This window comes from Paenibacillus sp. YIM B09110 (assembly GCF_037167145.1).
In the GTDB taxonomy this organism is placed as follows: domain Bacteria; phylum Bacillota; class Bacilli; order Paenibacillales; family Paenibacillaceae; genus Pristimantibacillus.
Genome location: NZ_JBANSP010000005.1, coordinates 265,639 through 285,394 on the forward strand (window position 1 = coordinate 265,639; position 19,756 = coordinate 285,394).

Annotated in this window: 19 protein-coding genes; 4 read left to right on the forward strand and 15 right to left on the reverse strand. The window is 47.4% G+C overall.

What is annotated here, in order from left to right; genetic code table 11:
- The first annotated feature begins 321 nt into the window (after window positions 1–321).
- A complete protein-coding gene (locus tag V8F51_RS10040) occupies window positions 322–4,431 on the forward strand; it encodes an S-layer homology domain-containing protein (RefSeq protein ID WP_337100061.1) in 4,110 nt (1,369 codons plus the stop codon).
- Window positions 4,432–4,530: 99 nt separating this feature from the next.
- Here the strand turns inward: V8F51_RS10040 and V8F51_RS10045 are convergent, their stop codons facing one another.
- From V8F51_RS10045 to V8F51_RS10080, 8 genes are all read right to left on the reverse strand, one after another.
- On the reverse strand, window positions 4,531–5,025 hold the full coding sequence (locus tag V8F51_RS10045; protein WP_337100062.1) for an SRPBCC family protein: 495 nt from the start codon (window positions 5,023–5,025) through the stop codon (window positions 4,531–4,533).
- A 30-nt stretch (window positions 5,026–5,055) separates the two neighbouring features.
- Window positions 5,056–6,024 carry a phosphotransferase family protein gene (locus tag V8F51_RS10050; RefSeq protein WP_337100063.1) on the reverse strand — a complete coding sequence of 323 codons (969 nt, stop codon included), beginning with the start codon at window positions 6,022–6,024 and terminating at the stop codon, window positions 5,056–5,058.
- Between the two features lie 187 nt (window positions 6,025–6,211).
- Window positions 6,212–6,520: a DUF6509 family protein gene (locus V8F51_RS10055; protein ID WP_337100064.1), complete on the reverse strand. Its 309-nt coding sequence runs from the start codon at window positions 6,518–6,520 to the stop codon at window positions 6,212–6,214.
- Between the two features lie 96 nt (window positions 6,521–6,616).
- Window positions 6,617–7,549, reverse strand: a complete 933-nt coding sequence (locus V8F51_RS10060; protein WP_337100065.1) for a manganese-dependent inorganic pyrophosphatase — start codon at window positions 7,547–7,549, stop codon at window positions 6,617–6,619.
- Window positions 7,550–7,732: 183 nt separating this feature from the next.
- The gene (locus V8F51_RS10065) at window positions 7,733–9,457 is read right to left on the reverse strand and encodes a methyl-accepting chemotaxis protein (RefSeq protein ID WP_337100066.1); all 1,725 of its coding nucleotides are present in this window, start codon (window positions 9,455–9,457) and stop codon (window positions 7,733–7,735) included.
- 161 nt (window positions 9,458–9,618) lie between these two features.
- Window positions 9,619–10,509, reverse strand: coding sequence for a sugar phosphate isomerase/epimerase family protein (locus V8F51_RS10070; protein WP_337100067.1), 891 nt, complete (start codon window positions 10,507–10,509; stop codon window positions 9,619–9,621).
- Between the two features lie 27 nt (window positions 10,510–10,536).
- Complete coding sequence (locus tag V8F51_RS10075; protein ID WP_337100068.1) at window positions 10,537–11,394, reverse strand: sugar phosphate isomerase/epimerase family protein; 858 nt, start codon at window positions 11,392–11,394, stop codon at window positions 10,537–10,539.
- A complete protein-coding gene (locus V8F51_RS10080; protein WP_337100069.1) occupies window positions 11,391–12,449 on the reverse strand; it encodes a Gfo/Idh/MocA family protein in 1,059 nt (352 codons plus the stop codon). Before V8F51_RS10080 ends, V8F51_RS10075 begins: the two co-directional genes overlap by 4 nt.
- A gap of 79 nt (window positions 12,450–12,528) precedes the next feature.
- Between V8F51_RS10080 and V8F51_RS10085 the strand changes: the two genes are divergently transcribed.
- Window positions 12,529–13,488: a helix-turn-helix domain-containing protein gene (locus tag V8F51_RS10085; protein WP_442956414.1), complete on the forward strand. Its 960-nt coding sequence runs from the start codon at window positions 12,529–12,531 to the stop codon at window positions 13,486–13,488.
- 347 nt (window positions 13,489–13,835) lie between these two features.
- Window positions 13,836–14,609: a VWA domain-containing protein gene (locus V8F51_RS10090; protein ID WP_337100070.1), complete on the forward strand. Its 774-nt coding sequence runs from the start codon at window positions 13,836–13,838 to the stop codon at window positions 14,607–14,609.
- 68 nt (window positions 14,610–14,677) lie between these two features.
- On the opposite strand, the gene V8F51_RS10095 is transcribed toward V8F51_RS10090, so the two are convergent.
- From V8F51_RS10095 to V8F51_RS10120, 6 genes are all read right to left on the reverse strand, one after another.
- Entirely contained in the window at window positions 14,678–15,322 is a 645-nt protein-coding gene (locus V8F51_RS10095) for a pyridoxamine 5'-phosphate oxidase family protein (RefSeq protein WP_442956418.1), read from the reverse strand.
- A gap of 25 nt (window positions 15,323–15,347) precedes the next feature.
- Window positions 15,348–15,908: an AAA family ATPase gene (locus tag V8F51_RS10100; RefSeq protein WP_337100072.1), complete on the reverse strand. Its 561-nt coding sequence runs from the start codon at window positions 15,906–15,908 to the stop codon at window positions 15,348–15,350.
- A complete protein-coding gene (locus V8F51_RS10105; RefSeq protein ID WP_337100073.1) occupies window positions 15,905–16,435 on the reverse strand; it encodes a nucleoside-triphosphatase in 531 nt (176 codons plus the stop codon). Before V8F51_RS10105 ends, V8F51_RS10100 begins: the two co-directional genes overlap by 4 nt.
- Before the next feature lie 318 nt (window positions 16,436–16,753).
- On the reverse strand, window positions 16,754–17,050 hold the full coding sequence (locus V8F51_RS10110; protein ID WP_337100074.1) for an antibiotic biosynthesis monooxygenase family protein: 297 nt from the start codon (window positions 17,048–17,050) through the stop codon (window positions 16,754–16,756).
- A 25-nt stretch (window positions 17,051–17,075) separates the two neighbouring features.
- Window positions 17,076–17,711: a histidine phosphatase family protein gene (locus V8F51_RS10115; RefSeq protein ID WP_337100075.1), complete on the reverse strand. Its 636-nt coding sequence runs from the start codon at window positions 17,709–17,711 to the stop codon at window positions 17,076–17,078.
- A complete protein-coding gene (locus V8F51_RS10120) occupies window positions 17,708–18,112 on the reverse strand; it encodes a VOC family protein (RefSeq protein ID WP_337100076.1) in 405 nt (134 codons plus the stop codon). The genes V8F51_RS10115 and V8F51_RS10120 overlap by 4 nt, the downstream gene beginning before the upstream one ends.
- 102 nt (window positions 18,113–18,214) lie before the next feature.
- Between V8F51_RS10120 and V8F51_RS10125 the strand changes: the two genes are divergently transcribed.
- Window positions 18,215–18,868: a suppressor of fused domain protein gene (locus V8F51_RS10125; protein WP_337100077.1), complete on the forward strand. Its 654-nt coding sequence runs from the start codon at window positions 18,215–18,217 to the stop codon at window positions 18,866–18,868.
- Window positions 18,869–18,978: 110 nt separating this feature from the next.
- Here V8F51_RS10125 and V8F51_RS10130 read toward each other — a convergent pair whose 3' ends face one another.
- Entirely contained in the window at window positions 18,979–19,638 is a 660-nt protein-coding gene (locus tag V8F51_RS10130) for an SGNH/GDSL hydrolase family protein (RefSeq protein WP_337100078.1), read from the reverse strand.
- Window positions 19,639–19,756 lie beyond the last annotated feature (118 nt).

Consider the following 19,756-nt stretch of genomic DNA (forward strand, 5'->3'; position numbering starts at 1 on the left):
TGCTGGGACAAACACACCTCGTAAGCATAAACCTAATCACCTTGAGCTCTTTTTGTCATTTTATGCGCCTAGTTGTTTCCACATGAGAAAGTTTGGTTCCAAACCTGAAAACATATACTCCCTATTCCCCCCAATCATCCCACTAGTGGTGCTTCAATGCTTAGACACTATAAGTATTTCGATGCTTCTTACTTAAAAACAAACTAAAACCAATAAATATCAACAATAAACAATATCTTAATGTGTTTTTAATCTTAAGTTAACAAAACATCTCTATGATCACTCTAGATAACCATAACGTTTTCGAGGAGTGATCTTGTTTTGAAAGCACCACTAAAAAAGCTGCTTGCCGCTACTCTAGTCGCTGCAGTTACATTCACAGTGCCAACCCTTCCCTACCTGCCGCAATCCTATTTGCAGACAGCGCACGCCGCAATTCCAAATTCAGATTTCGTTTTGAACATGCCATTCGAGAACAATCTGACAGACAACTCGTTCAGCCCACTTACTGCTACAGCGGTCGGTAATCCAACTTACGTTACGGGTCGAAACGGAAAAGCGATCAATCTCAAAAAAACAGATTCCATCAAACAATACGTTAATTTGGGAAATCCATCCGCTCTCCAATTTGGCACAAGTGATAACTTCTCCTTGTCATTTTGGATCAAATCGCCCGGCCTTACATCCGACCCAGCCGTTATCGCTAACAAGAACTGGAGCACCGGCGGCAATACCGGCTATGCCATTGTCCTCAAAAACAGTACATTGAGCTGGAATTACAGAACAGCTGGCGAAAGCCGACTTGACGCGGATATTCCTAACGTCGCTGATGGCAGTTGGCATCATATTGTTATTTCACATGATCGGACAAGCGGTCGAGTCGACTTTTATAAAGATGGAAGCCCCGTTAATGTCACCAAAGTTCGAGGAAATAACTACAACAGCATTCCAAGCACGATGGATATTCAAGGGCTAAAAGGAACAATCGATGCAGGCCTCAGCACGATGCTCGGAAATGACGGTACCGGCAATTACGCCTCCAACTTAGACGTATCGCTGGACGATGTGCAAATATTACGGCGCGCCGTTACAAGCATTGAGGTTGCGGAAATCTATAATTCGGCTCCTCCTGTCGCGCTTGATCCATTCAACGGCACTATGATTTTGAAAGGAGCGCAGCATGCGGTGCAAGGATCTACTTTCCGTTATCTCTTGGACCTTCGTACCCCTGCTATGAGTACAAGAATCGATAAAGTGAATGTCGAGCTTGCCTATGACAGCGATCTATTCGAATTTGACAGTGCGACTAACGCCATTGATGCTGATGCTTCCGTGCCTGGGGTAGTCAAGCTGCAGTTAACTGCAGGCAAGGTTTACAACCAGACGAACCCGCTGGAATTCAAAAATGCTACCGTTTCCGAGATCAAATTTGTGACCAAAGCAGCTGAAGGGCAAGGCGAGTTCGAGATCAGCAAAGCGGAATTTTTGAACGGCACGACTCCGCTCGTAATTGAATCGTTTAACACACAGCCGTCCCTCATCCAGATCCACCCGAAGGATACAGAGGATTTGAACGAAGACGGATACGTTACGATCGGCGATGTCGCCCTTGCAGGGGACAGCGACCAAGACAGCGCTCAAGCTATTGCAGACAAAGCAACGTATCAACCTTACAAACGTGTTGTTGTTATTGGAATTGACGGAGGTGGCGTATCGGTTACTCCAACTGCCCCTTATTGGGAAACGTTCACCTCTGTCAAAGAAGAGGTCGGAGCGCGTCTATCGATTCCGACGATTCGAAGCCTAATTGAAAACGGAGCTGCCAGCTATACGGCTCAAACGACGATTCCTACCGTATCATCTCCCAACTGGGGTTCTATGATGACCGGCGTCGACTACAGCAAGCATAAGATCGGCAATTACGAAAGCGGCAATTATACTTACAGCGAAACTTCCTCTTATCCTACTGTTTTCAAAAAATTGAGAGAAGCGCTTCCGGGGACGAAACAAGCGGCTTTCGCTACGTGGAACAACGTCATCAACGGCCATATCGAGCCTTCGGTCGGCGTTGAGGGCACTTCTATTAACGATGAAGCTAATGTGGAAGCTTTCGCTGAATATGCAGCCAGCGGCAAAGCGAAAGATACATCGCTCATTTTTTTCCAATTCGATGACGTCGATCATGCTGGGCATTCTTACGGATTTTATACCAAAAAATATTATGAGCAATGGACCAAAACAGACAAAAATGTAGCTTCAATCTACAATTCGCTAAAAATTAATGATCTGTTGGATGATACACTGATTGTCATGCTTCCCGACCACGGTGGCGCTGTAGAAAACGACGATCACACATTAGGCGGCAACCAATACGATCACGCTATTGAATCTCCGCTGTCCAAAACCATTTTCTTTGCTGCCAACGGCCGCACAGTGGCTAATGACTCGGGTAAAGAAAAGTTGCTCCAAGGCGGAGCGACGAAGGATCTTGCTGCCACCATTCTAACCGCACTCGGTGTGGAGAAACCGATCGGCGATTCGAAAGTCATTACCGGCATGTTCGTTCCGCAACAGGATCAGAACAAAGCAGATGCTTCCAATCTAATGCTTACGAAAATGATCGATCGGACGAGTAAAGAAGTACAAAGCTATGCTGTTTCGCTGGACGCACTTGCCGTGGACACCAAAGCAATTGACCTAGAGCTTACAAGCTCCGAGCTTGCGATTACAGCAATCGAACCTGCGCAAGAGGGCATAACGGTACTGCGCAATGAAACCGATAACGGCAACACAAGAATCATTCTCTCGTCCGTTACTGCTATTGAACCGGATGCTCCGATCGTTAACTTACAAGTTGAAGCTAGCGGTTCGAACCCGGAACTACTGCTTTCTCAAGCTATGGTTTCCGATTCACTAGGGAAAGAGTCGCTTCCCAACTTCCAGTATGACGCTCAAGAAGAGCTGGAAGTACCTGTTACCGGCATCGATATGGGCAGCGAGCAGCTTGACCTGCTTGAAGGCCAGAAGGCAGAGCTAAGTGCAGCTGTACTTCCTTCCAATGCGACCAATCAAAATGTAGTTTGGACAACAAGCGATGCTGAAGTTGCAACCGTAGAAGTAATAGCGGGCAAAGCATTTGTTACCGCAATCACAGCTGGCACCGCTACGATCACCGCTACAACAGCAGAAGGCGGCTTCCATGCAGCAACTACGATTACAGTAAACCGTCCTACGGGCGCAGACCTGCTTGATCTGAAGGTTAACGGCACGTCCATTGAGGGCTTTGCCACCGATCAATTAATGTATACAGTCAATGTACCTAACAGCACGACAGTAACCGAAATCACCTATACGCTTGCAGATTCGAGAGCAATCGTCACGATCACCGGAGGCGACAATCTCGAGGTTGGTGATAATTTGGTGAGAGTAGATGTAGCGGGTCCCGATGCTGCAGAAAGGCATTACCAGATCACCGTTAACAGAGCGAGCGCCGCGCTTTCATCAAATGCCGATCTGCTTAACCTGAAGGTCAATGGAAAAGCTGTACCAAACTTCGCAGCGGACAAAATAAAATATAACTTGCAGGTTACGCACAGCACGACCGTAGCCAATATTTCCTACCAGCTTGTAGACGCAAGAGCAACGGTGACCTTGTCAGGCGGCGAGAAGCTCACTGTCGGCAATAATACCGTAACAGTGATCGTAACGGCCGAAGACGGCACAACTAAGACATACACCATAATTGTCAAAAGGGCGAAAGCGTCCGGAGACTCGAATTCGAACGGGAACGAGAACGGAAATGGGAATGGGAATAGCGGTGGAACTACACCTACACCTACGCCTACTCCAACTCCAACACCTACTCCAGAAGAACCGGAACCGACAACGCCTGTAACGCCGAAGGATGTTCTTGGACATTGGGCGCAGAACAATATTGAGAAAGCCATTTCTCTAGGCATTATTGAAGGGAATTCGGATGGCACTTTTCGGCCTGGACAATCTGTTACTAGAGCTGAATTTGCGGTTATGCTAGTCCGCGCTTTGAAGCTTCAAGGATCGGAATCGCAGCTCACCTTTACCGATGCCGAGCAAATCGGCGATTGGGCGAAAGATGAGATTGCGATTTCGGTCAGAGCCGGTATTATAAGCGGATATGAAGACGGAAGTTTCCAGCCGAACAGAGAAATAGCTCGTACGGAAATGGTTGCCATGATCGTAAGGGCACTTGGACTCGAAGCAAAAGATAATGCATCAACCAGCCATTTTGCAGATCGAAGCGACTTCCAACCTTGGGCAATCGAGATCATTGCAATCGCAGAGCAAAATGAATTGATCAACGGCTATCCTGGCAACCTGTTTGCTCCGAACAAATTTACGAGCCGCGCAGAGGCAGTCACTCTATTGCTTAGAATGCTAGACAAATTCGAATAAAGCTTTCTAGCTGCTCATAACAAAAACGCCGGGATCTATTTAGATCCTGGCGTTTTTTGATATTGAGCCTGAGCATTCAATCGATTCGACGCATTTAAATCAATTGTTCAGCTCTGCGAACATCCGGACGTATTGCTCATACCTGACTTCCCATTTCCCTTTGCGGAACTCGGGCGTGACAGCATCTCCTTCACCGTCCAGCAGCATACCGATCACATCCAGACAAACATCCCAACCGGCAATATCTCGCGGCGTATGGTTCGTAATCGCCTTTATGATCTCGGTAAAAACCAACTTACACCCGCCAACGCCATCTTCATATAGTTCGAAGCGGACGCGGTCTGTATCCCACGTATACTCCAGCACAGAGCCCGTCCGCAGCTCCGTAATAACCATATCTTCGAAAGTTCCGTCCTGCATATCGAACTTGATTACTCCGCCTTCGCGCAGTTCATCAACCCGCAACTCAGAAAACCATATGGGCAGCTTATCGTTGTCCGTCAGCCAGGACCATACCTCCTCCGTGGAGTGCGTCCAGTAACGCTCGAATCTAGCCGTATAACCCGCTTCCGCTTTCTGTATGACAGCTAACACGCAACATCTCTCCTCTTCACGTAATGGCAGCTACGTTGACTTCAAAAATTGCTCCCAGCCCTGCGCGAAGTTGTTCCTCGTCCACTCCACATGACCGGTGTCTTCATAGAGACGGTAAGCGCATTCGATTGCTAGAATGAGGTCCAAATATAGGCTGTACAGGGCTCTCCGGCTGTTCTCGGCATCCGTCAGTCCGTCCTTTCCATACCCTTTCAGGAAAGCTTCAGATAGATTGAGGCGGCCAAAGTAAACCTCCATCAGCGGGTCGCCCCATAACGCCCGTTCAAAATCGATAATGCCGGTAATTCGTCCATCCTGAACGAACACATTGCCAGACCATAGATCCCAGTGGACCAGACGCGGCACTGTGACCTCATCCAGACAATCCAAGCGGGCAGCGATTTCTTGTTCGATCACCTCATAAGCGATAGGCAACGCAAATCCCGCAGCACGCCCGTCCTTCAACACGTCCAGGATCAGCTTATGAAACGTTTCCCGCCAAGAGCGATTCTGTCTCTCGCCCTCCTGATCATCCGCATATAAACCGAACCATTCGCCCGTCAACTCATTAATCCGCCGATTATATTGTCCAAGCTCGAACTCAATCCTATAACGCTCCGCCTCAGACATGCCTTCCTTCAGCTTGTTATAAGTTGTTCCCTCCAGCTTCTCCATGACAAAAAAATCACTGCCAACAATGTCGTCATCCACGCCATAAGCTAGCACCTCAGGCACCGGTATGCCGCCAAGCTCCTTCATCCGTCTTAAGGTCTCGACTTCCGTCTTCATTAAGCCCTTCTCATAGCTCATCATCTTCACGCTTGCTAGCGGCGCAACCTTCATAATAACCGTTTTCCCGTTCGACAGCTCAATACTGTAAGCCGTATTGGCCCAGCCGTCCGATAGCTCCTCCACTTGCAAAGTGTTAACGCCGAAGGTTCTCTCTATCAAGCGCGACAATTGTTCATTCGTTACCTTATGCTTCATTCCGTTATCCATAGCGATCTCTCTCCTGCCTCGCTCAAAATTGCGCATGGCTGCCTGGCTCCATCGTCTGCTGCTCATACCGTAACTAGCGCTACTTGACTCATTCTCCAATGCAAGTGGGATTCCTTCCAAAAAGCACAAAAAAACGCCCCATCTGCCGCCCGAAGGCTAACGAATGAAACGTCCTCGTTATATACTCTTATTGCTTTTGCTCTTCGCCTGGATTTTCTAAGCATTCTTTGCAGTAAGCTTCCACCCAAGCATGCTCGTCCTCTTCCAATTCGAAATCGATATACGTATTGGTCGTGAGCGTCAAAAACTCGTATTTCGCAATACGCGACTGCTCCCCATCGACCACGTAAATCACGCGAAGACTGACGCCCTCCGCCGAATACAACTCATCTTCTTCATCGATATCTAAGTCAAGCACGAACTCATAACGCTGCCCTGTCAAAATACCGAATGGATCCTTCAATAACTCCACGCTATATTCCGTTACTTCGAACATCTCATCCACTCCTAGGTGTGTCTACGATCCAAAAAAGAAAAGCAGTCCAATACTTGCGAAGCAAGCATCGGACTGTCACTAATAAAAAAGAAACGATTACAGGTTGCTAAGCGTTTCTGTCAACACAGGAACGATTTGCGATTTGCGGGATACTACGCCTTTAAGTACAGCTTTGTTATCAGCAAGCGTAACATTGTAAGCTTTCTCAACCGCACCAGCTTTGTTGCCGAGCGCAAGCGCTACGGAATCGTTGTTAAGGATGTCTGTAACGACGAACACGAACAGGTCAAGACCTTTGGACGCAATAATGTCGTTCAGAGCCGCTTCAACTTCTGCTTGTTTCGAAAGCACATCGTTCACGTCAACCGCGTTCACTTGCGCGATCTCCACTTTGTAGCTGCCCATTGCGAATTCTTTCGCATCGAGGGAAATCAATTGCGCTACCGACTTGTCGCTCAGGTCAGCTCCGGCTTTCAACATAGCAAGACCATATACTTGCGGGTCAACGCCAGCGATTGCCGCCAATTCGTTAGCTGCCGCAACGTCCTCGTCCGTGCAAGTCGGCGACTTGAACAACAGGGAGTCCGATACGATAGCAGAAAGCATCAGGCCTGCGATTTCCTTGCGGATCGCTACGCCGTTCTCTTTATACAATTTGTTAAGGATTGTAGCTGTGCAGCCAACAGGCTCAGCGCGGAAGTAAAGCGGTGCGCTTGTCTCAAAGTTAGCGATGCGGTGGTGATCGATAACTTCTACGACACGTACTTTATCAATGTCATTCGCGCTTTGTTGGCGCTCGTTATGATCGACCAAGATAACTTCTTTCGCTTCGTCAGCCACGTTCTCGACAAGACGCGGTGCTTCGATACCGAAGTAGTTCAGAGCGTATTGCGTTTCGCCGTTAACTTCGCCAAGGCGAACAGCTTCAACGTCTTTACCCAATTTTGCTTTCAGTTCCGCGTAAGCGATCGCCGAAGTGATTGTGTCAGTGTCTGGGTTTTTGTGCCCGAAAATAAGCGTTTTAGTCATTTCGAATACTCCTTAATCATTATATTAGGCCGGGCTGATGCCCCATACTGAGAGGCATTACCCGACCTGATCTGCATTTAACCAACATTATACCGCTAAGTCCATCTTATTCCTATACTTATACACAGAATTATGACCGAAAAATAACAATCCAAACCCGATACGGAGGACTGATCGCCTCAATTATACCCTAAAACGTTTGTTAAGCGATGTCAATTCAGCGGATAACACCCGCATTGATTCCGTGGAAGAACGAACCTCCTCCATCGATACGATCTGGTTGCCGGAATTGTCGGCAATGCCTCCGAAATGCTGCGCCGATTGACGGGAGATGCGCTCCATCTCTTCGACGGAGGCCGCAACTTCCTGCGATTCCGCCGATACTTCCTCCGAAGCAGCGGACACTTCCTGGAGCTGCTCGTTCACCGTCTCCAGTCCGTCCACGATGAAGCGGAATGCATCGCCTGCGTCCTTCACAAGCTGTAGCCCCGTCTCGACGCGAGCCGCGTTCGTCTCCATATCCGACGACAAGCTTGTCGTCTGCTCAAGAATATCGCTGATCATTACCGATATTTGCGTTGCGAAATCCTGCGATTGATTCGCAAGCTTGCGTACTTGCTCTGCGACAACTGCGAATCCCCGTCCGTTCTCCCCTGCGTGGGCAGCCTCAATCGCCGCATTCAAGGCGAGCAGGTTCGTCTGCGCCGCGATGTCGGCCATGACCGAAGTAATCTCGCCGATCTCACCCGATCGACTCTCAAGATGCTTCGTCGCGGCAAGCATCTTCGTCGCAGACTGATGCAGCTCATTCATCTCTTCCGTCACGTCGACGATCAATTCGCCGCCGCGCGTCGTCTGCTTCATCGTCTCGCTGGCCACGTCCGCCACGACCTGCGACGATTCCGTAATGCGAAGCATGCTGTGCGTCATGCTCTCTACGGCCTTGGTCATGTCGGCAGCGCGAACAACCTGAATGTCGGCGCCGCCAGACGCCTCATGGATGCTGGCCGAAATAAGGCGGCTTGCTTCCTCCGTGCTGCGCGCATGGCTGGATACGTCCTCCGAGACAGACAGCAGCCGCTCCGAGCTGTCGCGCATACTCTGAATGACGGTACGCGTATTCGTTACGAGCTGCTGGAAGGTGCTTGCCAGATGCCCGATCTCATCCTTGCGATTCACTGGGATTTCTACCGTCATATCCCCTTCTCTTACTTTGGCCACATGTGAAGTCAATTGAATAAGCGGCCTTGTCAAATAGCTGGCCAGTACGACGACGAGCAAGATACCGGCAACGATAATCCCGATCGTCACTAGGATGGTCGTCCGGCGATTGTCAGCCATAAGAGCATAGACATTCGTGGCATCGAAGTCCGCGCCTACAATGCCGAGCATAGTACCGTCCTTCGCCAAGAGCGGCACATAAGCGGTAATCGTAGCGCCGTATTCCTCATCATTCGTCAGTTCGCCAACCTGCGTCTTGCCTTCGGCAAACGCCTTTACCATACCCGGATAATGATTATCCTCCGGCTCGCCGAGCGGCGAGAAGTCATCGTCCGCTACATCCATCGGTGCGCCATCGACGACATAATAATACGTCTTGTCTCCGTTCTCCCCCTCTGTTTGTGCAAGCGTATACAGATATTTTAGTCCGTTCGTCTCTCTAAGCGCATTCATCTTCTCGCGAAGCTCGAAATAATAATCCGTTTCACCCGACTCGGCACTAAGGGCGGCATAGGCGTCAGGATCGACAAGACGGGCCGCACTCTCGGCTACGAGCCGCGCCTGTGCGCCTAACGAACTTTCTACTAATCCCGAAGCCGACCCATAAATCGTATAACCTAGTATTGCGCCCGCTAACACGATCAAGCTTGAGAAAAATAAGACCATTCTCGTTAATAACCGATTCAACAAAGATCCCCCGTTCTTTCTATCTGTTTGACACTATTTTACAAGATTCAACGGCATTTACGCTATCGTTCTTCCAAAAAGTATTTGAGCAAAAAAAAAGATACTCAGTCAGCCCCTCAATCGAAAGCCATCCGAATATCTTTTATTTGAACAAAATCTTATTACCCTCTGTAGCGCTTGAGAAATTGTACAGCTTTGCTAATGTCCGCTTCCGGATTCGTGCCAACCTCTCGTTCGATCGTCAGATAGCCGCCATATCCAATGTCATGCAGCGCCTTCAAATAACCGTCCCAATTCACTCCGCCCTCGCCGAGCGGAACTTCGCGGAATGAAGAGCCTGACTCGGCCATATTCGCGATCTCTTCGTGATTGAGCTCCATCTCGTAGCCGAATTGCCCGTACACATCACGCGGATCGATATCCCCCAGCTTTACGCCGTCCTTCGCATGCGTATGCACGATATAATCTTTAAGCGTATAGACGCCCTGAACTGGATCGTCTCCCGTCACCATGACCATGTTGGCAGGATCGAAGTTGACCGCAACGCCTCTCGAACCAAGACTGTCAAGGAACGACTTCAATTGCGCGGACGTCTCAGGACCTGTCTCAATAGCGAAATGGCTGTTCATACTATTGGCATACTCGCTTAGCTCTACACAAGCCTTATGCATCGTTTCGTAGATGCGGCTGTTCGTATCATCAGGTACGATGCCGATATGAGTGGTCACGATGTTCGTACCGAACTCCAGCGCCAGCTCCATAATACGCTTCGACTTCTCTATCTTCGCCGGATTCGCCGCCGGGTCTTGGAAGCCGTGGCCGCCAAGATCACCGACCAATGCCGATACGTCAAGGCCAAGCGAATCGATATAAGCACGCCATTCGCGTCTTGCAGCTGGAGATAGATTGGCAGGATCAAGCTCGCCCGATACGGCATACATTTGCACGCCGTCTGCTCCCACCTGCTTCGCCTTAAGCAAGCCCTCCTTAACGCCAAGCTGGAAGCTGTCGACGATAACGCCAATTTTATTCGTCATAATTGGTGCAGCCATTAAGATTCCTCCTCGCTATTCATTGGATTAAAGCTCGTTCCATATTCGCTTCACATATTCGAAGCCGAGTTTTGTGCCAAGACGACACTCTTCCATACCCTCGAACTCAATAGATATATAACCATCATAACCGGCTTCCTTCACTTTGCGTAGCGCCTGCGGAATATCAATATCGCCGTGACCGGAGATGGCGCCGCGCAGCCAATTGCCGCCGGACGTTCCGAACCAGCCGTCTCTCGCCGAGTAAGACGCGGGACGGTAATAGAAGTCCTTCACATGCAGCATCGATGCGAGGCCGATATTGCTCGCTACCGCTACAACGGGATTCTCGTCCACGCATAGGAAGTTGCCGACATCAAGCGTCGTCTTGAAGTTCGGACGGTCAACCGCTTGCACGAGCGCCTTCACGCGGTCGCTATGTTGAATGAAATAGCCATGATTCTCAACGCTTGTTGTGATGCCGTATTGTAACGCATAGTCGGCAACTTGGCGGCAAGCTTCTGTTAGAAGCGGAAGCTGCTGCAGGAAGTGTCCGATCGAAGTGTCGGGCGACGAAGCGACATCATGACGCATCCGCTTCACGCCGAGGGCAGCCGCGATATCCACCTCGCGCTTCACGCGTTCCACCTCGGCCGCGAATGCCTCGTCGTCCAGATCGGCGAAGTTCGCGCCGATCGCGTAGTTGGAAAGCTCAATGCCGCGTGACTCCGCATGATTGCGGATCGTATCGACCAGCTCTGGATTATTGGTCAGATCGAAGCCAAGAGGGACGATCTCGACATGCTCCGCTCCCAGATCGGCGACATAATCGATCACGTCCGTGACCGACATTGCACCGGAGCCCAGCGCTTGGTATAAACTGTACGTGCTAATTCCTAACTTCATAGACGAACCTCCGCACCTTTTGCTGCGGATTCGTAGATGCCGCACAAAATTTTCATAATTTCAACGCCGTCTTCAACCGGGCTGATCGGGGTTTTACCTTGCTGCACGCAATCGATGAAATGATTGATTTCGTTTTGGAACGCGCTATCGAAGTTGAATCCTTTGTGATCGGTTTGCGGGTAAATGTTCAGAATCGTATCGTCCTTCTCGGTAACGATCACCATCTCCGGATCGATCTCGAATCCGCCTTTGTCGCCATACAGCTTAACTGCGCCTTCATTGTCCTTCGCATGAAGCGTGAAGCTGACATCAACAAGCAGCGAAGCGCCATTCTCGAAGCGGATAAGCGCATTCGCGAGATCTTCCACCGTGTTTTGCGTCGGATCATAGTCAGCCGCTTTGTAGAAGCTCAGGTTCTTCACGTTGGAGCGGTTGCCCAGCTTACGATACGTATTGGCGCTGACAGATACAGCTTTCGGTCTGCCCATCATGTACCAGCAAAGGTCGATGACATGGACGCCGATGTCGATCAGCGGGCCGCCGCCGGAGCGTTCCTTGTCCGCGAACCAGCCCCCTGGGTTACCGAGACGTCTGATTGTTGTCGCTTTCGCATAATACAGCTCGCCGAACTCGCCTTTATCGACCATCGAGCGCAGCAATTGCGCATTGGAGTCGTAGCGGCGGACGAAGCCGACCTGCAGCAGCTTGCCGGACGAAGCAACTGCCTCCTGGACAAGAAGCGCGTCTTCTACCGTGCGGCAGAGCGGCTTCTCAACGAGCACATGCTTGCCGGCATTAAGCGCTGCGATGCTGATCTCAGCATGCGTGTTGTTCCACGTACAGATGCTGACCGCTTCAATCGCAGGATCGGCAAGCAGCTCGCGATAGTCCGTGTACACTTTGGATGCGCCGTATTTGTCGGCAGCCTTCTGTGCACGCTCCTCGTTCAGATCACATACCGCGTAAAGCTCGGCGTTTGGATTATTTTGATAAGATTGAAGATGACATGATGAGATAGAGCCTGTTCCGATAACTCCAATTTTGACCGCTTTCATTGCCAATCTCTCCTCTAATTGTTGTGTAGTATGACTAGCTTATAATTTCGTATTATAATGAAAAAATAGCAGTTCACCAATGCAAGCGTGTGCGGTTTTTTTGTACAATCGTGCTGCCGATATAACTGCAGGCATTATCTACATAATCATGAGGGAGTGGAATGAAACCTTGACGGATCTTTTCGAATCGCTGCGAGAGCCTATGGACATGCCGAACCCCCATTTTCCAATCAAGGTGCATCGAACGACGTTCAACGAAAATGGCGAAACGCTGTTTTCGAGCCATTGGCATGAGCATTTGGAGTTTCTTTATTTTGTATCGGGCGAAGCAATCATTGAATGCGGCGGGACGGCCATTCACGCTGCCGAAGGCGACCTCATTGTCGTCAATAGCAACGAACTGCACTCCGGGATCAGCAAGTCTGACCATTTGTTCTACTATGCTCTCATCGCCGATGCTTCGCTGCTGCACAGCCAGTCCGTCGACGACGCCGAAACGAAGTTCATCACCCCGATCATCCAGAACAGGCTTCTGCTGCACAATCATATCCGCGGCGACAAGAAGGCTTCGGCCTGCATGCTTGCGATTATCGATGAGCTTGAGCATCATGAATTCGGCTACGAGCTGGCGATCAAGTCCGAGCTGTACCGGCTGCTGACGCTGCTGCTTCGCAGCCATGTCGCCACGGTGCTGACCGAGAACGAATCCGACGAGCGCTTGAAGAACATAGAGCGGTTCGCTCCGATCTTCAGCTACATCGACGACAATTACCAGGAAACGCTGACCGTAAAGCAGCTCTCCGCCATGGCAGGGCTCAGCCGCTATCACTTCAGCCGCTTATTCAAAGAGCTTAGCGGTAAAACGGTCACCGAATATGTGACCGCTACTCGATTGAACCAAGCCGACCATCTGCTGCGCCATACGTCGCTTACCGTGTCCGAGATTGCGGCAGCGACCGGCTTCAGCGATATCTACTACTTCAGCCGCACGTTCAAGCGCAACAAGAACGTGTCCCCATCTTCGCTTCGCCGCAACTAGCAGGACTAGTGTGAAATAGTAAGTCTAATCTCACTTGCTATGAGCCCATCCTCACTATTTCTCCCTGCTTTCGCGTGTAGCGAGCCTAATAGTGAGTTAAACCTCATTCCCCATGAACCTAGCTTCACGGCGAGTGAGGTTTGGCTCACTATTTTCCGTGATCTGCTTATATCAGCCCCATTTAGTGAGATTAGCCTCACCAATCAGTGAACCCCCTCACTATCTGCTCCCCCTACTCCAATTTCTTCTCCATTGTGTTCTGCATTTTCCATATTTGTTGCATCCCTATCATCGTTTGTCCGTAGTACAGTAACGATGAACCATAATCGTTTCAAGGGAGGACACATATGAGTATCGATCTAAGGAAACGCGCAGAAGAAAGTCTGATCGACCTATCCAAGAAAGCTACCATCTCTCTTACCAAAAAAGGATTAAACGACGTTCGCGCCCGCGTGGCGCTAGCGCTCGACATCTCAGGCTCGATGAGCGATCTGTTCCGCAAAGGCGTCGTGCAGCGCACCTGCGAGCGGACGCTTGGACTAGCGATGAACTTCGACGACAATCAAGCAGCCGATGTATTCCTATTCGGCGTTCGTGACCATGCTGCAGGCGAGATTGCCAAAAGTAATTTCTACGAGTTCGTAGACCGTGAGATCATACGCAAGTACCCGCTAGAACCAGGCACGAACTATGCGGGCGTCATTCGCCGCATCATTGACTTCTACTTCCCGAAGGCGCTCCGCAAGAGCGGCAAGACCGGCTCCTTCTTCGGCCTCGGCGGCAAGCAGAACTACACGATCGACGCATCGGCCTATCGCAATCAGGTTCCGGTGTATGTCATCTTCGTAACGGACGGCAACTGCTTCGATGACGCCGACACCGAAGAAATGATTCGACTTGCCTCCGAGCTCGGACTCTTCTTCCAATTCATCGGCGTCGGCAACGAGAGGTTCGCGTTCCTGGACAAGCTCGACAACTTGTCAGGCCGCTTCATCGACAATGCCAACTTCTTCAGCGTCAAAAGCTTGGACCGCATGAACGACGATGAGCTGTACGACAAGCTGCTCGGTGAATTCCCTTCATGGATCAACGAGGCGCGAAGCAAGCAGCTTATTCAGTAAACACAATAAACGAACAAATCCCCTTGTAGTCGACAGTCGACCGAGGGGATTTGTTTACGGTTATATTGCTAATACAAACGTTTCGTATAAGTCTCCTCTAACGAGTCCTTAACTTGCTCCTCTGTAACTTCCATTTTACCCCTGACATGAGCAGCAATTATTTTTGAAGCAGATGGCAACTCACTCTTTGATAGCCAGCTGTCTGGCGTCCATAATCCAGAGCGCTTAAATGCTTTGGCGCAGTGCATATAACACTCTTCGATTTCAATTCCGATCCCCATTATCGGTAGTTTTCCTTTCACAGCCGTTTCACTTAGTAATGCCGGATCTCGAGTAACGCAAGCTTTGCCGTTTATTCGAAAAGTCTCTTCCATACCTGGAATCATAAATATGATTCCGATGTGGGGATTTTGCAAAATATTTTGTATAGAATCCATCCTCTTATTTCCTGGTCGTTCTGGAATGAATAAATGTTTCTCATCAACCACATGCACAAAACCAGGTGCATCTCCTCTTGGCGAAGCATCGCATAAGCCTTCATGATTAGATGTTGCCAATACGATGAAAGAGGATTTGTTAATGAACTCTACACTATTAGAATCCAAAGCATGAATGACCTTATTCGAAGCAAGTGTGCCGGGATAACCAATTTCAGAACGCAATGATTCCAGTTCATCAATCGACGTTATTTGATTGCTAAATACGGCTTTCATTTTCTCCACCCCATTACTCCATTCTTTATAATCCAAATCGTTCAACTATCATTTGAGCAACCGTTTCCGGGGTAAGATCGGTGTTATTGATTTTCATATAATTGCGGTCATCAAATTCACCCGGATGCGAGTTCAGTCTATGCAATTCCATCGTTCTTAACAGATCCTGTTCTGATCGCTCAACGTTTTGTTTAGTAGGCTTGTGCAATAAGCGATTCTCACTCTTGTTCCGTTCCAGCCTTACTTCAACGTCTGCTTCAAGCTCGACCATATACACAGAGCCGCCTTTAGATTCAAATATACGGCAAACGCCCTCAATATACTCCCAGTCTGCGGGAATATCTAACCCCCATACGTATGTGAAAATCAAGCCTTCCAATTCACTAACCGCTACTTCCTTGAAAATTTCTTCTCGAAAAAGACCAACCAACCGTTTGCCAGTCTGACTCCCATAACTGAAGAACGGCGAAACGAGCTCTATCGTCATATGATTATGAAATAATTTCAAATCGGTTCGTTTGGCTAATTCTTGTCCTACGGTCATTTTGCCGACCGCTTGCGGCCCGAATATAATCACTAATTTCATAATAATCCTTTCTTTATGTCCTTTAAGATAGATTCGGATATCTCATTCCGATTGAATTCATTTATTTCTATTAGTTTAACTTGCTTTACGGATTTAATTTTATCTATTTCAGGATGACCGTCCACAGGAATTGTCCCAACAACCATCCTATTATCAGCGACAATTTGCTGTACTGTTTTTTGAAAAGTTGCAGAAAGGATCTGCATAAAGCCAATCTCATCGATAATAATTATTTTCTTCGTATGCATAGCATCCTCTAATAATGTTATAGCGAATTTTTCGAATGCTTCTATATTAACTCCGTATCTGCCAACTCGAATTTGGCTCGGACTGTCTACATTTGCAATCTCAACACTTTCACCGTTAATGGACACACAACGAAAACCTATCCGATCACTTGAATTCTTTATTTCTTCTGTATAAAACCCGCCGCAACTATCAGGTCCAATGTCGTGAATTAGTTTTTTAATCATCGTTGATTTGCCTATTCTAGGCTTCCCTGTAAGTAGGAATACATGTTCATTCAACGATTAACACCGCCCTTTGTAAAAGGATTCGTATGGTCATTTAAATAATTTCATTATGTTTCGTATATCATGTTCCAATTCGTATAAATATTCTGAATCATATTCAAATGATCCGCTCAATAAGGTTTCATTCAACAATTTATTATTCTGATTCTATGTCTGCAAATGCGAAATGCAAACTTGAGCTCTTTCCAATAGAAAACAAAATAAAATCAAAGTCACCTATCGATTTTCTATAATCCATCCTAGCCTCTTTCTCCTCTACTGCGAGTTAATCTTCTATTCACGACATCCCACAATTCCTTGAGATGGCCAGCTTTAGGTAATTGGGATCTCTTCATAATGTTCGACTGTAGGAAAGGGATCATAAAAGTGGTGTAATAATTTCTTCCACTCCTGATATTCTTCAGATCCTCGAAATCCAATGGTATGGTCTTCAAGGCTCTCCCATCTGACCAATAAGATGTATTTATTTTCACCTTCAATACACTTCTGTAATTCATGATTGATATAGCCCTTCATCTTAGAAATAATAAGTGATGCTATCTTAAAATTGTTTTCAAAATCTCCTGTCAATCCAGCTTTAACTTGCAGCGTAGCTACTTCAAGTATCATAGTCATTCTCCGTTCAAATTTTATATCAACTCTCAATCAACTCATCCTTAAGATGCGTAACATCACCATGAAGAATAATTGAATGTTTATCTTTATGGATTTCAATTTTACTTAAACAGGTTGGATGAATATATGGCGGCTTCCACAGATTGTTTAATGCCCGATTTTCAAAATACGCCATGATGAGTTTAACTACGACAGTGTGAGTTACAACTAGTATGGACTTGCCCGAATATTCTTTTATAATGTCATGTAATAGATTTATCGAACGGCTAGAAACATCAGAGAACCTTTCACTATCCTGCACATTAAAGGCTTCAGGATCGTCCCAAAAGTTATTGTATTGCAAGGGGTCTCCGCTCTTTGCTTCTTCTTGGGTTATGCCTTCCCATATCCCTAAACTTATTTCCTTAAGTTCATCGTTAGTATGAATTTGGATTTCTCTTTCATCAGCGATTATCTCTGCCGTTCTAACTGCTCTTGGACTTGAACTCGAGAAGATTACGTCTATTCTGTCATTAATAAGGGACTCCCCTAACCATTTGGCTTGTTGAATTCCAAGTTCGGTGAGGGGGGAATCATTATGTCCTTGAAATCTATGTTGAATATTCCACTCCGTTTGACCATGTCTAGTGAGATATATAGTAGTTACTTCATTCATGTGTTTGCCTCTTTCATGGAATTAGTAATTTGAATGACTCCCCACATGTTCCCATTTAGATCAATGAATTTAAGAACCCATCCAAATCCTTCATCTTGATAAAACGTTATTTCTACCCCAATTTCTTTCAAATGATCATGTAATTTATGTATGTGATTGGTGCTGTAGAGCAACACAGGCATTAATTGTCCTTTGAATATAAAGTTAGCATTTGTTTCTTCCTTGGTTTCCCACAGCATTAACATCGGGCCTTCATCCAATGTCAAAAAAGCATGATGATGTTCATCAGACCTTCCTTCTAATTGGAAGCCGAGATTCGATACATACCAATCGATAGATTCGCTTAAGTTTTTGACTGGAATTTGCATGTGTTCTAACTTTGTTAGAAAAGCATCTTTCATCCTAATCACCCCTTCGTACTGTTTTCTATAATAAGGAAGGATAATCAATTATATTGTCGAAACTTAGCATATAAGTATGATATTGAATGTGGAGGTATTCTTATGGTTCGTTCTACAGAAAACTATGAAATATTGTGTAACCATGTTGAAAAATATATTGGCCCTATCGAAGGTGTTTTTCGGGAAATCGTATCGGATTTGGTATCGATTGATATTATAGTAGCGGCCCCTACTTCAAAACGGAATTATTATACTCTGGTGACTTATGGGATGAGCGAATTGCCTATGACTGTTCCTGACGGGGCGGAGGAATTCCGTTATTCCGAGCTTATGATCTGCTTGCCGCCTACTTGGAAAATATCGGACGAAGCCTTTAAAGATGAACGCAATTACTGGCCTATTCGCGCGCTCAAAACACTTGCGAAATTCCCGCATGAACATAACACCTGGCTATACTTGGGGCATACACTCGCGAACGGTAATCCGATAAAACCATATAGCGAAGACTCGAAGTTTCAAGGTATGCTGCTTTCACTACCAGACGTTGAAGATAAACAAGGTTTTTTCAATTTGGATATATCCAATGGAAAAGTCGTGCACTTCTTCACCTTGATCCCAATCTACCAAGAGGAAATGGACTACAAGCTGAAACATGGTATGGAGGCTTTGTTTGGGAAGCTAATAAAAGCAGCTACGGACGATGTCGTTAATCTAAACCGCAAGAATACTTGTAAAAAAGTTTTTGGTCTCTTCTAGAACTCATTTAGACGTTCCCCTTTATCACAACAGCGGTAGTTATGGACGAGAATAAAAATCTCCTAACTACCGCTGCCTTCCCATCATATAAAAAACTTAACCTAACCTTCTTAAAGAGTACGGTTATAGTCGTAACCGATCGCCCTTAAGAAAGCTCGTGCGATCACCGCATGTCCCGCCATGTTCGGGTGCACGCGATCCCAAGCAAGTGTTCCCGGATAAATATGGTTTAGCACTTGGTTAAATGCCGCCTGCGTATCAACGAAATGAGCATCATACTTATCTGCGATCTTTTTGACAACCTTACCGTACTGATCCATCGTGCTGCGCATCGCGTCTGCCTCGTTCGGCTCGATATAGAAAGGAGTCATCAATACAAGCCCTTGCAGTTGTGTTCTCGTGCTAGAGACCAATTGTTCAAGCGTGTCTTCATATTCATTGATATAGACATGCTGCTCCGTCTGTGCAGGCAGATCGTATTGACGCCACACATCATTGATACCGATCATGATCGACAGCCAGTCCGGCTTTAAATCCAGCACGTCCGTCTGCCAGCGCTCATTCAAATCACGCACCGTATTGCCGCCCGTCCCCATATTCACAACACGAATTCCAAACTCCGGATAAGCCGCCGTCAGCAGCGCATCAACAAGTGATACATAACCTTTCCCGATAGCTCCAAATAGTCCTTCCCCACGCGGTCTAGCCCGGTCGCAATCCGTAATCGAATCTCCAATCATAACGAGCTTTGATTTTGGTTGTAATAACATCGTTATAAATGCCTCCTTTTGGTTTGCCGATAGTTTTGTTCCATAAATTCTTCAAGTCGTAACCTTTTTTAAGGCCACTCTCTTTCCATGATACACATACGAATTAGTTGTAGGGATA

Excerpts from the sequence above, each read along its gene's own strand:
- V8F51_RS10050 (WP_337100063.1), bottom strand. The coding sequence starts at position 6,024 with ATGGATAACGGAATGAAGCATAAGGTAACGAATGAACAATTGTCGCGC.
- V8F51_RS10055 (WP_337100064.1), bottom strand. The coding sequence starts at position 6,520 with ATGTTCGAAGTAACGGAATATAGCGTGGAGTTATTGAAGGATCCATTC.
- V8F51_RS10060 (WP_337100065.1), bottom strand. The coding sequence starts at position 7,549 with ATGACTAAAACGCTTATTTTCGGGCACAAAAACCCAGACACTGACACA.
- V8F51_RS10070 (WP_337100067.1), bottom strand. The coding sequence starts at position 10,509 with ATGGCTGCACCAATTATGACGAATAAAATTGGCGTTATCGTCGACAGC.
- V8F51_RS10075 (WP_337100068.1), bottom strand. The coding sequence starts at position 11,394 with ATGAAGTTAGGAATTAGCACGTACAGTTTATACCAAGCGCTGGGCTCC.
- V8F51_RS10080 (WP_337100069.1), bottom strand. The coding sequence starts at position 12,449 with ATGAAAGCGGTCAAAATTGGAGTTATCGGAACAGGCTCTATCTCATCA.
- V8F51_RS10085 (WP_442956414.1), top strand. The coding sequence starts at position 12,529 with ATGCAAGCGTGTGCGGTTTTTTTGTACAATCGTGCTGCCGATATAACT.
- V8F51_RS10090 (WP_337100070.1), top strand. The coding sequence starts at position 13,836 with ATGAGTATCGATCTAAGGAAACGCGCAGAAGAAAGTCTGATCGACCTA.
- V8F51_RS10095 (WP_442956418.1), bottom strand. The coding sequence starts at position 15,322 with ATGAAAGCCGTATTTAGCAATCAAATAACGTCGATTGATGAACTGGAA.
- V8F51_RS10100 (WP_337100072.1), bottom strand. The coding sequence starts at position 15,908 with ATGAAATTAGTGATTATATTCGGGCCGCAAGCGGTCGGCAAAATGACC.
- V8F51_RS10110 (WP_337100074.1), bottom strand. The coding sequence starts at position 17,050 with ATGATACTTGAAGTAGCTACGCTGCAAGTTAAAGCTGGATTGACAGGA.
- V8F51_RS10115 (WP_337100075.1), bottom strand. The coding sequence starts at position 17,711 with ATGAATGAAGTAACTACTATATATCTCACTAGACATGGTCAAACGGAG.
- V8F51_RS10120 (WP_337100076.1), bottom strand. The coding sequence starts at position 18,112 with ATGAAAGATGCTTTTCTAACAAAGTTAGAACACATGCAAATTCCAGTC.
- V8F51_RS10125 (WP_337100077.1), top strand. The coding sequence starts at position 18,215 with ATGGTTCGTTCTACAGAAAACTATGAAATATTGTGTAACCATGTTGAA.
- V8F51_RS10130 (WP_337100078.1), bottom strand. The coding sequence starts at position 19,638 with ATGTTATTACAACCAAAATCAAAGCTCGTTATGATTGGAGATTCGATT.